At 34.6% G+C, this 13,602-nt stretch carries 11 protein-coding genes and 1 pseudogene; 5 read left to right on the top strand and 7 right to left on the bottom strand.

The window, feature by feature from the left end; all coding sequences use genetic code 11:
• Positions 1–34 precede the first annotated feature (34 nt).
• The 6 genes from BN1066_RS02785 to BN1066_RS02760 form a co-directional block, all read right to left on the bottom strand.
• Entirely contained in the window at positions 35–277 is a 243-nt protein-coding gene (locus tag BN1066_RS02785; RefSeq protein ID WP_077317994.1) for a DNA alkylation repair protein, read from the bottom strand.
• A 350-nt stretch (positions 278–627) separates the two neighbouring features.
• Entirely contained in the window at positions 628–1,929 is a 1,302-nt protein-coding gene (locus BN1066_RS02780) for a glutamate-1-semialdehyde 2,1-aminomutase (RefSeq protein WP_077317993.1), read from the bottom strand.
• 52 nt (positions 1,930–1,981) lie between these two features.
• Positions 1,982–3,892: an ABC transporter permease gene (locus BN1066_RS02775; RefSeq protein ID WP_077317992.1), complete on the bottom strand. Its 1,911-nt coding sequence runs from the start codon at positions 3,890–3,892 to the stop codon at positions 1,982–1,984.
• Positions 3,867–4,643 (bottom strand): ABC transporter ATP-binding protein, encoded by a 777-nt coding sequence (locus BN1066_RS02770; RefSeq protein WP_077317991.1) that lies wholly within the window; start codon positions 4,641–4,643, stop codon positions 3,867–3,869. Before BN1066_RS02770 ends, BN1066_RS02775 begins: the two co-directional genes overlap by 26 nt.
• Before the next feature lie 444 nt (positions 4,644–5,087).
• On the bottom strand, positions 5,088–6,089 hold the full coding sequence (locus BN1066_RS02765) for a sensor histidine kinase (protein WP_245799680.1): 1,002 nt from the start codon (positions 6,087–6,089) through the stop codon (positions 5,088–5,090).
• Positions 6,086–6,787, bottom strand: coding sequence for a response regulator transcription factor (locus tag BN1066_RS02760; RefSeq protein ID WP_077317990.1), 702 nt, complete (start codon positions 6,785–6,787; stop codon positions 6,086–6,088). The genes BN1066_RS02765 and BN1066_RS02760 overlap by 4 nt, the downstream gene beginning before the upstream one ends.
• A gap of 593 nt (positions 6,788–7,380) precedes the next feature.
• Between BN1066_RS02760 and BN1066_RS02755 the strand changes: the two genes are divergently transcribed.
• The 4 genes and pseudogenes from BN1066_RS02755 (at position 7,381) to perR (ending at position 9,738) form a co-directional block, all read left to right on the top strand.
• Positions 7,381–7,812: a potassium channel family protein gene (locus tag BN1066_RS02755; RefSeq protein WP_077317989.1), complete on the top strand. Its 432-nt coding sequence runs from the start codon at positions 7,381–7,383 to the stop codon at positions 7,810–7,812.
• Positions 7,813–7,868: 56 nt separating this feature from the next.
• Positions 7,869–8,339, top strand: a complete 471-nt coding sequence (bcp, locus tag BN1066_RS02750; protein WP_077317988.1) for a thioredoxin-dependent thiol peroxidase — start codon at positions 7,869–7,871, stop codon at positions 8,337–8,339.
• Positions 8,340–8,670: 331 nt separating this feature from the next.
• Positions 8,671–8,954: pseudogene (locus tag BN1066_RS02745) on the top strand (ATP:cob(I)alamin adenosyltransferase); the annotation flags it as partial.
• A gap of 328 nt (positions 8,955–9,282) precedes the next feature.
• Positions 9,283–9,738 (top strand): peroxide-responsive transcriptional repressor PerR, encoded by a 456-nt coding sequence (gene perR / locus BN1066_RS02740; RefSeq protein WP_077317987.1) that lies wholly within the window; start codon positions 9,283–9,285, stop codon positions 9,736–9,738.
• Between the two features lie 109 nt (positions 9,739–9,847).
• On the opposite strand, the gene BN1066_RS02735 is transcribed toward perR, so the two are convergent.
• Entirely contained in the window at positions 9,848–10,240 is a 393-nt protein-coding gene (locus BN1066_RS02735) for a YgzB family protein (RefSeq protein ID WP_077317986.1), read from the bottom strand.
• 854 nt (positions 10,241–11,094) lie between these two features.
• Here BN1066_RS02735 and BN1066_RS02730 point away from each other — a divergent pair.
• On the top strand, positions 11,095–11,961 hold the full coding sequence (locus tag BN1066_RS02730) for a nucleotidyltransferase-like protein (RefSeq protein WP_077317985.1): 867 nt from the start codon (positions 11,095–11,097) through the stop codon (positions 11,959–11,961).
• Positions 11,962–13,602 lie beyond the last annotated feature (1,641 nt).

Genomic DNA, 13,602 nt, shown 5'->3' with positions numbered 1-13,602 from the left:
TATACATTTAGTTCATGTGATATCCCAACCTGTATTACTGATATTGGGCAAAATGAATGAACGTCTTTTCATCTTCAATTACTCCACAGGCCGCACATTGAATTTTAAATTTAGGACCCTGATATATATGATGGTACGGTTCAACATTACCATCTTGATACGTTTTTATAATTTCTCCAGTTGAAGCATCAAGTTTTATGGGATGGGCTATCTGTTCAATTTTATTAAAACGAGTTTTATTTGTCTTACAGTTGGGACAGCGATAAGGACTAGTCATGGCTATCTCCTCCAATTTTACTTTTATAAATAGTATTCTATGAAATAGGTAGTATTATTCGTTTTTTTACCTTAGAGTGTTGTTCAAAAAGTTCTGTAAAATGACATATCGAGCCCTGATTTAAATGTAACCACTCTTAAATACCTAATCTATTTCCACCTTTTTATCTGCAGTTTACAGGCAAAATGAGAAAGAGGGTGGGACATAATTAAAAAGATCAACTCTAAGGCAAATATTTACTGGAATAAGGAAGCTTATAAAAAGAGAAATCCGAACTAATTCAAATTCTAATTAAAGAATTTTAAATCATCGTTCGGATTTCTCTTTGACTACACCACTTTTACTTTACTTCATCTTTCATTGCTTGCCATTTTTTTGAACGCTATATCTACGGCCGCAATTGTCTGATCAATATCTTTTTCCGTATGTGCTATGGTTAAGAACCATGCTTCGTATTTGGATGGAGCTAAATTAATGCCTTGTTCTAGCATGAAACGGAAAAACTGTGCAAAGCGTTCCCCGTCACTAGCTTCGGCTTCATCATAATTGGTGATTTGTCCATCTCCGAAATAAACGGTCAAAGCTCCGCAAAGGCGGTTGATCGAAATTGCAATTTTGTGTTCATGAGCTTTTTCTAGAATACCTTTTTCTAGCTTAGCGCCAAGCTGATCCAATTTTTCATATAAGCCATCTTCCTGCAAGACTTCTAAACATGCGATACCAGCTGCCATTGATGCTGGATTACCTGCCATCGTTCCCGCCTGATAAGCAGGTCCAAGAGGGGCAACTTGTTCCATAATATCTTTTTTACCACCATACGCACCGATTGGGAGTCCACCACCAATAATTTTACCCATTGCTGTCATATCAGGTTGAATCCCATATAATTGCTGGGCACTTCCATATGTAAAGCGAAATGCGGTAATTACTTCATCATAAATTACAAGTGCTCCAACACCATGGGTAAGCTCATTCACAGCTTTTAAAAATCCTTCGTTGGGTTCAACAATTCCAAAATTACCAACGATCGGTTCAACTAATACAGCCGCAACCTGATCTCCCCAAACGTCTAAAGCTTGTTTTAATGCGGCGATATCATTAAATGGAACGGTAATGACATCTTGTGCTACGGATTCAGGAATACCAGCAGAATCAGGGGTGCCAAGTGTTGCAGGGCCTGAACCAGCTTCGACAAGTACGGCATCAAAATGACCATGGTAACAACCGGCAAATTTGATTACTTTGGTACGATTCGTATAAGCACGTGCAACCCTTATTGTAGTCATAACTGCCTCAGTTCCGGAATTTACAAAACGCACTTTTTCCAATGACGGAATGGCTTCCTTTAACATTTTGGCAAATTGATTTTCTAGTGGAGTTGGTGTCCCATATAATACCCCATTTGTAGCTGTATGAGAGATTGCTTTAGCTATATGCGGGTGAGCGTGTCCAGTAATAATCGGACCGTAAGCACCTAAATAATCAATATACTTATTGCCATCGACATCCCAAAAATAAGCACCTTGACCACGCTTCATATAGACTGGTGCCCCCCCGCCAACTGCTTTATAAGCGCGTGATGGTGAGTTTACGCCTCCAACAATATGTTCTAATGCTTCACGGTGAAGTGCTTCTGATGTTGAAAAATCCACAATAATTGCCTCCTTAAATTTTGCGTTCGGATTCTTTTTATTCTAAACCTTTTTACATGACTCTTTTTAACTTGGAAATATAAATATTTCGGATAAAGATAAAGTTGATAAAATGAACAATGAAATAAAACAAAATGATATATATACTTGGCAAAAGAACCGAAGAAACAAGTATATTTTGTAATGTTTTAAATGCAAAACCAGCATGAACAACAGCTATTAAAAAGGGCAAGAAAAATAAAAAAGCGAGTTGTCTTGTAGCTATTTGTCTCATTTCTTGGTTCGTCAACCCGATTCGGTAAAGGGAATAATAATATTTAATATCTTTATCAATTTCCTGATACATTCGAAAGTAAAGAATGGATCCAGCAGCTAAAAAGAACAGGACACTAATAAATATACCAAAAAAGAAAAGATAAGACACACCCTCTTTCATACCAGTATAGGTACTCGCTCTTGAATCTATATAAATATGCTCTTGGGCTATGGCAGCTTGTACCTTTTCCACTGTTTTAATATGCTTCTCCCAGTTCGGTATTTTGGCTGTGTAGTATAATAGCTGCTCCCCTTTTTGTTGATACTTTTTAAATGTAGCATCAGGTAGAACAAGTGTATACATTCCATAAATAGTGGAATTCATTGTTTTATTTTTAAATACAGTTACGTTTTGTTCTATTTGTTCATTTCCAATCCGAAATGTTAGCCTTTTGGGAACAGGATCTATACTTGGGCGAATAATATCATCTACAAGTACAAAGGCATAGCCGTTGCCTGGTGGATTTGGTACAGCTAGATTGTTTAATTGCAGCATTTTTTTATAATCCGCATACGAAAAAACAGTAAACGAAATATCATTCCAATAACCAATTTTATGTTGTGACTTGGCTTGTATTGGAAGAGTTATAACTGACTCGAAAGGAGTAAAACTTTCTGTGAAAATTTTTTCTGCCTTTTCAATACTTTCTTCAAACAGTTCCTTATTCTCAGTGCCCTTAGTGATTATGGAAAAGTCCTGAGGCACAAAACGCTCTGTCTCTTCCTCCATACTTTGAAATAAACCATATAAAACTCCGGACGATGTGAAGGCTACAGCACTTAAAATAGCGACCATTGAAAGTAAGCGCGCATTGTCTTTTAATTTATAGGTTAAATCGGAAATAATAAGTAAATTCAAATTCTGATAGAGAAATCTTTTGTTCTTACGTAAAAGACTCGTAAAGGCAATGCTAAACTGCGTAAATAAAAAGTAGGTACCTGGAATAATTAAGACTAAAATAATAAACATCCGATATAAAATAGAAAACATATCAGCTGTATACGCTAAATAATAGGCATAGAAAACAGCAGCAATCGCCAAGATGCTTATTATCCATGAAAAGCGAGGTGTTTTTCGCGGAGCCTTAGCACCTCGAAATACTTCCATAATTGATTTTGTACGCAATGTAAAGACGACGAGTAAAGAATTTATTTCAAACATTATAAAAAACAATGCAACGGTAATGCCAATCGCTTTCCATGATAAATAAAAAGGCAGAATTTCCCCGGTATTTAAAATGGCAGAAAATATCATTAAGAATAATTTTGTTAGCAAAGCACCGACTAAAATACCAGCAATAATAGAAGCAAGACCGATAATTGTATTTTCTGTAATGAGCATCCGGTTTAATTGAGATTTACTAATACCTAATGTTGTTAGGATTCCATACTCTTTCTTACGTGATTTAATAAATGTAGCAGTAGAATAGAGTACAAATAAAGAAGAAAAAAGATAAATAATTACCTCCGATACAAGGATTCCGCTTCTAACAACTTCCACAAAATCATATTTTTCTATTTGGGGATGAAAGATAACGACAGCATACATAAAAAAGACGATTACCGCAAACATACAGCTTAAGAAGTAGCTGAGATAGGCACGTGTGTTGCGCTTTACATTATTAAAAGCGAATTGTTTGAAGGTCATTCAAATTTCCTCCCAACAAGGATTGCATATTTAAAATGTCTTGAAAAAAGTTTTGACGGTTATTGCCTCGATGAATTTCATTATACAATCTCCCATCTTTAATAAAGATGACTCGTTGACAGAAACTAGCTGCAAATGGATCGTGAGTTACCATTAATGTAGCCGTTTGTTGCTCACTTTGCAGTCTACTCAATGCTTCCATCACTTGTAAGGAAGCTTTGGAATCCAAATTTCCGGTAGGTTCATCAGCAAATATGATAGAAGGCTTATGAATTAGTGCTCTAGCAATCGCTGCTCGTTGCATTTGTCCACCGGAGACCTCCATGATTCGTTTGTCAATAATATCATCAATACCCAGTTGCTTTGTTATGGAGGTGAGTTTCTTGTTCATTTCCTTCACAGGTACTTTATTCAATGTTAAAGGGAGCAAAATATTTTCACCAATGGTTAAGGTTTCCAGCAAATTAAAATCCTGAAAAATAAATCCCATTTCCTGTCTCCTAAACTTAGCCAATTTATAATGAGGAAGAGATGTAACTGTTTTTTCATTAATCATCACTTTTCCAGAAGTAGGTGTATCGAGAGTCGATAGTAAGTTTAATAATGTAGTTTTGCCACTGCCTGAAGGTCCCATGATTCCTATAAATTCACATTGACTAACAGTGAGATTGAATTGGTGTAGTGCTTCATATGAAATCCCCCGTTTGCTGCCATATGTTTTGGATAAGTTTTCTGCTTTTAGTACGTACATGTCTAATCTCTCCTTGTAGTGTTTTCTAAAAAGTAGACATTGGATATGTTTTAACACCTTAATAACGGATGAAATACGTGAAAGTTGATTTATATAAGGTGAAACTTCCATGAGTGGGGGTTCTCTCATCCACCTCATGGTTAAATGAACTAATCGGGCATTTACAAGCAGCTTCCTCCACCTAGTCTTCTTGATTCTCCTCCCCCTCTAAGTGGAGGTTTTACTGCCAGTTTAGATGCGGAATAAATATTGGTCTTTATTTATACTATTAGGAAAATATAAAACTTTAGGCTTTATCGTAAAAGAAAAACGATAGCTTTATCTAAAAACTTAGCGACAAGCAAGTATTTCTAATGTTAATTATTTTCATTATAACTAATTCCGTTATGTATCCCTATCGTCCTTTCTTTCATATTTAAAAACTAACCTTACAACATTGTAAGGTTAGTTTAGGTGAAAATGAATAGAAATAGTCGTTCCCTTTCCTTCCTCTGAAGAAATAGTTAAGTCATGACCAAGCTCTGTACAAATTTGTTTGGATAAATAAAGTCCCATTCCTGTTGATTCACGGAACTTCCTGCCATTCAATCCTGTGAAAAAAGGATCAAAAACCCGATCAAGGTCCTGACTTGGTATTCCGTGACCGGTGTCCGTTATTTGCAACACAATTTGTTTATCCGCTGCTTTTGCTCTGAAATAAACATGCGAAGAATCCGGCTTTGAATATTTAATTGCATTCGAAACTGCCTGACTTATTACAAAGCGTAACCACTTGGAATCGGTTGTCACGATAAAATCTTCATCAATTGATAAATCTGGAAAAACTTGATTGCGAATAAAGCTTGATTTAAAGTCTTGAATTACCTCTTTAATAAGTTCCTTTAAGACGATTTGCTGTGCCTGGAAATCACGATCAAATTTTTGCAATCGTGATTGATATAACGCTAAGTTTAACCCTTGCTGCATTCGTTCTAATTCTTCATGCATACTGTGTAAAAACTCTTGCGACATTCGAAATTTTTCTTTTTGCAAAGTTAAATGCATCACGGAGACGGGAGTTTTCATTTGATGCACCCATTGTTGAATGAAATTAAACTCCATTTGCTTTTGCTGTTTTAAGCGTTCTATTTCTTCTGCATATTTGTTTGTTTGCCTATCATGCTGTTTTTTTATAGTTGCCAATAATTTAGTTGGTGGGTCTGGTAACCATGTGGCATTTTCTTCATCTTCCTTAATGGTCATGTAATAATCACGAAGTTTATAATATCGGTATACTAAAAATAAAGATAAACAGAATGTTAGTAGGATGATTAAATAGGTAATTAAATCCCAACTCATTGGTACTGAAGTAATGCCATAAAACAGTTGAACGATTGCGATGATAATGAAAAGCTGGATATAAAAGAAAAAAATAAATGGCAGGCTATCTTTTAGAAAATCTTTCATATACTTTCACTCCATGTATCAATCATTTTATAACCTGCCCCTCGTACGGTTTGAATGCTTTGGTTTACACCGATGTCTTCAAGTTTTTTCCTAACCCTGGTAATATTGACAGATAGCGTGTTGTCATCGACAAAATGTTCATCATCCCATAGCATTTCCAATAAATAGGTTCGTGATAATACTTGATTAAGGTGATCCATAAAAGCTTTTAGCAAAATAAATTCATTTTTTGTAAGCAGTACTTTCTCCGTGTTTAGGCTGATTTCCATTGTCGTTAAATGTAGGGTAAGTCCGTTAATTTCCAGTATATCAGCCTGTTTACTAATTGCATATTCTCCGTAGATTCTACGCATAATTCCTTTTATTTTTGCCTGAACAACATCAAAATTGAATGGTTTCGTAATGTAATCATCACCGCCATTTTCAATTGCCAAAACCTGATCCATTCCCGAATCCCGTGCGGAAATAAAAATGATGGGACAATTCGATACACTGCGGATTTTACGACACCAATAGAAGCCATCAAAGCTAGGTAGATTAATATCGAGTAAGACAAGGTGAGGGTCAAATGCTTGGAATTCCTCTAAAATTTGATCAAACTCTTTTACAAGTTGAATATCATACTCATATTTTTCCAAATAATCCTTCAACAAATCAGCTATTTTTTTATCATCTTCAACAAGAAATACTTTTTTCATTACTGTCCCGTCCTTTCTAGTTTATGAATGAACAGCAGATGTTTAAATCTATTATAGACGATATTTAAAAAGTCCAGTAATCGTAACGGGTCGAATTTTATATAAGTTAGTTTCTTATACTATATTAACTGGTATAGTTAACGTATTCGAATCGACAGACGACCTCGAACTTTTTATTGCTTTGAACACGCACATGTTGGATATCAGGAGTTATAACTGAATTCTATATTTTATCAGAATGTAAGGTGCCATAAGACTCCCACTTTAAGAGTTATAAAGAATATGAAGAAATCTAAGTGGGAGATATACTACCTAAGTCCCTGATTGGTTTGAGTAGACAGGACAGACTTGCTTCGGCAGCGGCACATCGCGTTTTTTCAAGGACGTCCGAGATGTTAGCGTTTGTTTACTTCTATCAGTAGAGGATGAAGCAAAAGCCTATTGGATGAAGTTTTACTTTAGTAAAAGTTCACACTGTAACAATTCCATAACTTCTATATTTTATCATAGAACAGAAAATAAATGACAAGCATCTTAGCTATTTGCATAAGCATAAAGTAAATAGGAATTGGACCAAAAAAGAAGGGGATTAAATGGAATATGTAGTATGGTTTCTCATTGGGGCAATTGTATTTATTTTAGGAAAAAGCTTATTCGATTTTATTCACGGTGAACAACTGCAACATTATATGAGGCGACGCGGTTTTTCTTTGGAATTATTTTATGTGTTAATAATGATTTACTGTATAGTTATTATTGGGTTCGGGCTTATTTATTTTGTATTGTCCATGCAAGCTCCAATTCTTGTAGAACATGGTGAACTGAAACAGGTAAGTGTCTTTGGTTCTTTAATGCATTCCCTTTATTTTAGTGGTGTAACGATATTAACGATTGGCTATGGGGATATCACCCCAATTGGAGTTGGCAGATTAATTGCAATTGTTCAAGCACTAATTGGCTATATATTACCTACTGCATTTGTTTTGCGTCTAGTACAACGCCATGATCAAAGTAGAGATCAATGAATATTATTTAAGAGTTATGCTATAGTAGAATGGAACATAGGATGGAGGGATGTAATATGTCAGTAGAAATTGGTAAAAAAGTAGAAGATTTCACATTGCCAAATCAAGATGGTGAAAAGGTCAGTCTGTCCGATTTTCAAGGAAAGCATGTTGTCCTGTATTTTTACCCAAAGGATATGACCCCTGGCTGTACGACCGAGGCATGTGATTTTCGCGATGCTCATGAGAGTTTTAAAGAGCTTGATGCAGTAATTATTGGTGTTAGCCCGGACCCAGCAGCTTCTCACCAAAAGTTTATTGATAAATATGATTTACCGTTTATACTTTTAGCAGATGAAGACCATCAAGTAGCTGAACAATTTGGTGTTTGGAAGCTAAAGAAAAACTTTGGCAGAGAATATTATGGTATTGAACGCTCTACTTTTATTCTTGATAAGAACGGCGTATTACAAAGAGAATTTCGCAAGGTGAAAGTGAAGGGACATGTAGAAACTGCGTTAGATTTTATTCGTGAGCAGTTACAATAATTGGAAAAAAGGAGATAGTCATATGTACTGTACCCTAATAGTTAGCGTGAAATTTGACTTTAGAGGGTCACTTCCATATGGCTATCTTTTTTCATTTCTACATGACTTTTTTATTTCTACATAATAGATAACTTTTTGAAATGTAGCTTCGTTGTATAGCTTCAGCACCCAAGCTGTAGCAAACTTCGCTCTTCTTCCAACGATAAGTTAACATCGGCTCCTATGCCCGTGCTAACTCGAGTATTTCTAGCTTTTGTTCTTGTGAAATTTATCGCTCATTATCGAGGGTGCTGTTTCTCTTCCACGTTAAGATAATAAAGCGTTAGAACCCTGGAAATTAAAGGAGGAGCATATTCAACAACTAGAAAAGCTAATAGATAAATGGGATGAACAGCTTGAACCATTACAAAACTTCATTTTACCATCTGGCATAGAAGCAGCCTCAGCACTACATATTGCAAGAACAGTAACTAGAAGAGCGGAACGATTGGCTGTTGCAATTGATCAAGTTAATTAGTAGTTGCTTATCTTAATCGGCTATCAGATTTTTTATTTGTAGCTGCTCGCTATGTTAATCAATTGCTTGGGGGAAAGGAACGCTTATTACGTTTATAAATTATAGTACATGTTTAAAAAGAGGATAGAAAAGTTAGGTTTGGCTAAGATTACAACACATCGAAAAATCTTGCTGTATTGCTCAACGTTCGTTGCTCTTGAAGAAAATCACTCTTTTTTCTCGTCTTAATGTATGTTGAAGTTCAATTTATGAGTTTTACTTAGCTTTTTAAACATCCATTTATAGAGAAAATCTTATATTAAAACATGTATTTATGTATATAGTGTGCTAATATTGACAGAATACACGTAAAGGGCGTAAACTATTTATAAAGATTATAATGTAATAATAACGTTATCATTAGATAAACTACTGAAAGAGAGGTGGATGAGGGTGTCTGAAAATCGATTACAGGAAGCGATTAATACATTAAAAGAATCAGGCGTCCGTATCACTCCACAACGACATGCGGTACTTGAGTATTTGCTCAATTCAACGATTCATCCAACAGCTGATGATATTTACAAGGCCTTAGAAGGAAAGTTTCCGAATATGAGTGTTGCAACCGTTTATAATAACTTGCGTGTATTGCGTGAAGTTGGCTTAGTCAGAGAGTTGACTTATGGCGATTCTTCAAGCAGATTTGATTGTAATACTTCAGATCATTATCATATTATTTGTAACTCATGTGGGAAAATTGTTGACTTTCACTATCCATCACTTGATGAGGTGGAGGCATTGGCTGAGCAGGTAACCGGTTTTAAAGTCAGTCATCACCGCATGGAATTGTATGGTGTTTGCGAAGAATGTCAGAAAACAACTAAAAAGAAACACATTAATTGATGGTACGCCAAAAACCCTAATGTCAACTAAGCATTAGGGTTTTTAAAGGTTTTAATAATGGCTAATTATGAGTCTAGCGTGTGGATTATTAAACTTATTTAAAGATATGTTAGTGCATATTATTTTCTTTTTTTGCTTTTATCTCTTTCCGATAACGTTTAGAATTGTACCTTTCATCAAACTCTTTACCTTCTAAATTTTTATCCATTGTTAACGGTTGTTTGCAGTGCATACAAGCATCTACTCGTCCAAGCATTTTTGTAGGCTTCTCGCAGCTGGGACAAATAATCGGCACTGCTTTTAAAGATAATGTCCCGATCCATAGGTAAACAACGCAGCTTAATACAACTGCTAATACACCAAGGATAAAGAAGATAATCATTAACCATTCAATCCGTTTGACTAATATTCCTATATACATAAGTATAATACCTGCAAAAATAAGAATTAAGGCAAATGATCTGATTTTATTTATTTTACTAGAATAGACGATTTGCGACATGTAAACTTACCTCCTTACTCCCCTTAAAGGTAGTATAACATACAGTCAGTTAATTGATGAATCAAAAAACGTGCATGTCTAAAGCGCATCTAGTTCCTCATCTATAAGTAATGTTCAAAAATTTGGAAACATGACGAGTTGAATTTATTTGTACATTAGAATGTATAAAATGTTAGTCTTTAAGTTAAAGCGACGCAATAGAAATTTATTCAGCATATAAGTTGTCGTATTTATTCCTCTTCTAACGTCTTTACTATCTTAACGACTTGTAGAGAACCGGGCACTAAATTGCTCGATTTGTTCGGATGGCAGAACAGAGTATGCTTCGACAGCAATATCTCGCAATTTCTCAAGGAAAAGAAAGCTTCGATAACTACAGATCGCGTTTTTTAGGACAAAAAGACTTGGAAAAAAATCTTGGCTGCGGTACATTGGGTTTTTTTACGTATGTTGCGATTTTGTCTTTGTTCTACTTCAAGGAAAAAGAGTTCCTTGAGTGAAGTTTCTGTATGCAAAGTAGAAGTAAAACTATACTAACGGCAAGCACAGTGACAAAGGATAACATCGTTTTTTGTGAGGGTATTTTTTGGGAGATGGATGATCTATATTTAATTGCATACACTCGGCTTTTTGAAAATGAAGCGGCGTCGAACTATATGTTTTTGTTTTACCCTCCTTTTTCTAAACATATTAAATAAAAGATTTATTAAAAAATTTAATAAAAAGACAGGAATTGCTAAGATTATAACGAATGTTAGTATAGTGAAAAATAAAACCTGTTTTACGGAATAAATAAACTCTTGTTTATTTCCTATGAAGTCTGAAATGTTTAATAAGAAATGGAGAAATAAATAATGGAAAATTTTCTGAGATCAATTTACCAGCAACATGCTAGCGATTTGAAAACTCTTGGTATATTAGTGTTAGAAAGAACGAAACCAAATAGCCACATTACTGATAATTTTGATGTGATTTTATTAATAATTGTTCAAGATGCTGACTCCAAATGGTGTGCTAAACATTATGAATTTGCCAATAAAACTTGTGCACTTCATATTGTTGATGAACGACTTTTAATGAAGTGGATTGATACAAGTGGTTATCGAAGTGCGGTTGAATGGATCATATATGGAAAGATTTTATTTGATAGAAATGAATTTGTTTTTAATTTAAAAGAGCAATTACGTGATTTTCCTGATAAAAAGAGAGATTTGCGAAAAGCGATTGAATTTGGAAAGCTGGTAAAAAGTTATAATGAAGCAAAAGAGCTTTTTGAAATGCAACAATATATGGATGCGAATAGTAAAATACTCTACTCTCTGCATTATTTAGCTAGACTGGCTGTAATTGAAAAAGGTCATTATCCTGAAGTAACTGTTTGGAGCCAAATAAAACAAATTGATGTTGAAGTTTATAAATTGTATGAAGAGTTTATTGAAAGTAAGGAAGCATTGAAAAAACGAATACAACTCATGTTGCTGGCAATGGATTATATCATAAAAAAGCGAGCGGAGGTATCTGTTAAGCATTTATTAGACGTGATGGGCATAGAGTATGCTTGGTCTTATGCTGAATTAAAAGCACGGCCGGAAATTCAGCCATATTCATTAGATCTATCAGCAATTATTGCTTATTTAGTAGAAAAGAGGATTGTTTATTCTGTAAAAGAAGCGACAAAGGGAGAAGGGGTTTACCATAGGAAATATAAATTAAAGAAGTAAGAGACACAATTTTTTCGTTTTCCACATATAGTATATAGGCAAACTTTACTTGCTATTCTAATTTATAACAATATAACGTTGCTCTTTTGCGATTTTTCTTCCATATTGTAGTAAAGTCCCTCCTTTAATGATCAAAACCCCAGAAGGAATGTACATGGAAGAGATGAATTAGCTTGCAGTTTTTACTTGAATCAGCATCTCAAAGCTTAAGTGAACACTAGGATATGTTATTCGTAAAGATATTGCAATCGTATCAATGATATAATACCGCATAGAGAGGCAACGTCTACGAATCTTTAATTTTATCCATTTATTCTATGGTATTACTCATATAAGTTGAAAGAGAAGCTTTACTGAAATAAAGTTGGACTTTTGGTTATGGTAGGTTTGATATATTTGTTTTATCCCGAATGTAAGGTGCTGTAAGACCCCGACTTCAAGAGTTATAGCGGATACGAAGAAGTTTAAGTGGGAGATAACGGCACCTAAATTACCGATTCACTCGGGTCGACAAGACAAGGAAAGCTACGTTAGTGATACATCGCGATTTTTTAAGGATGTTGATCACAAGGAGTTGCAACATGACAAGGAGAGCTACGTAGCCGATGCGTCGCACGACAAAAAAGTGTATTTCTTTTCAATGATAAGAAAAAAACTTCGGAAGCGACACATTGTAGTTTTTCAAAGACGCCCAAGATTCTAACCTTTGTTCTATCTGAATGAAGTTTCACTTTATATTTTAGCGCTAATTATTACATCATAGGTTTCAACCGATTTGTTAATGGACTTTTAAGAATTACTGGTGTTCAACTTTAAGAAGTTGTTAAAATTACAATAATGAAGCCTGAAATGAAGCTAGTAACAATTGAATTAGTGAATTTTTTAGTATTTATTATTAAGAGGTTGTTCAAAAAGTACGGGTAAAATGACGCCTTGAATTTCTTCGTACCTTAGAACGTATAAAATTTCAGCGTTGAAATTCATTCAATGTATTTTGAAATTTTTAAGTTCTACGTGTACATGTAACTAGGCCTATCGTCTACGCTTCGCTTGCCGCTAGCTAAGTTTTCTTTATTTGGTTTGTTTCTCCGTTGCTCGGAAAGGAAAAACTTTTTTCCAGCGCGAGAATGAGTTTCAAGGAAGCTAAACTAATGCTCATGTATCTATGTTTCTACTAAAGGACCTTTTTTAAAAAAACACGCCCTGTGGGTAACGTAGAAGTCAGTACATCCTGTACAAGTGCGCTAGCTGAAACATCACTGCCCGAATTTTTCGATCCTTTTTTGAACATGCACTATAAAAAATTAAAAATAACGTTGACTTTATGATAGAAGCGTGATAGAGTAATAAGCGTCGCAAAAATTTTGGTGATTTTATAATAAATATATCAATAAAAAGTGTTGACATAAAAGTTGGAAATATGATATATTAATAAGGTCGCTGAAATGAGAAAAGCGATTCAAATTAAAGAAGTTATTGACAGCTACTTCTTAAAATGTTATATTATAAAAGTTGCTGTCGCAAAAGACAGTTAGCAATATTTGCTCTTTGAAAACTGAACAAAACAACCAGTATGTCAAGAAAAGCAGTCTCTGTTTTTCTAAGAAATAACTCAAGAGAGATCTTGAGAGAAGCTAAGAA

The sequence above is a fragment of the Virgibacillus proomii genome, assembly GCF_900162615.1.
In the GTDB taxonomy this organism is placed as follows: Bacteria; Bacillota; Bacilli; order Bacillales; family Amphibacillaceae; genus Virgibacillus; species Virgibacillus proomii.
Note: the sequence above shows the minus strand (reverse complement) of the source record. Positions and strands in the feature narration are given on the sequence as shown.

What these genes read in the sequence shown, in the direction of transcription:
- BN1066_RS02785 (WP_077317994.1), bottom strand. Translation starts at nt 277, where the DNA reads ATGACTAGTCCTTATCGCTGTCCCAACTGTAAGACAAATAAAACTCGT.
- BN1066_RS02775 (WP_077317992.1), bottom strand. Translation starts at nt 3,892, where the DNA reads ATGACCTTCAAACAATTCGCTTTTAATAATGTAAAGCGCAACACACGT.
- BN1066_RS02770 (WP_077317991.1), bottom strand. Translation starts at nt 4,643, where the DNA reads ATGTACGTACTAAAAGCAGAAAACTTATCCAAAACATATGGCAGCAAA.
- BN1066_RS02765 (WP_245799680.1), bottom strand. Translation starts at nt 6,089, where the DNA reads ATGAAAGATTTTCTAAAAGATAGCCTGCCATTTATTTTTTTCTTTTAT.
- BN1066_RS02760 (WP_077317990.1), bottom strand. Translation starts at nt 6,787, where the DNA reads ATGAAAAAAGTATTTCTTGTTGAAGATGATAAAAAAATAGCTGATTTG.
- BN1066_RS02755 (WP_077317989.1), top strand. Translation starts at nt 7,381, where the DNA reads ATGGAATATGTAGTATGGTTTCTCATTGGGGCAATTGTATTTATTTTA.
- bcp (WP_077317988.1), top strand. Translation starts at nt 7,869, where the DNA reads ATGTCAGTAGAAATTGGTAAAAAAGTAGAAGATTTCACATTGCCAAAT.
- perR (WP_077317987.1), top strand. Translation starts at nt 9,283, where the DNA reads ATGAGGGTGTCTGAAAATCGATTACAGGAAGCGATTAATACATTAAAA.
- BN1066_RS02735 (WP_077317986.1), bottom strand. Translation starts at nt 10,240, where the DNA reads ATGTCGCAAATCGTCTATTCTAGTAAAATAAATAAAATCAGATCATTT.
- BN1066_RS02730 (WP_077317985.1), top strand. Translation starts at nt 11,095, where the DNA reads ATGGAAAATTTTCTGAGATCAATTTACCAGCAACATGCTAGCGATTTG.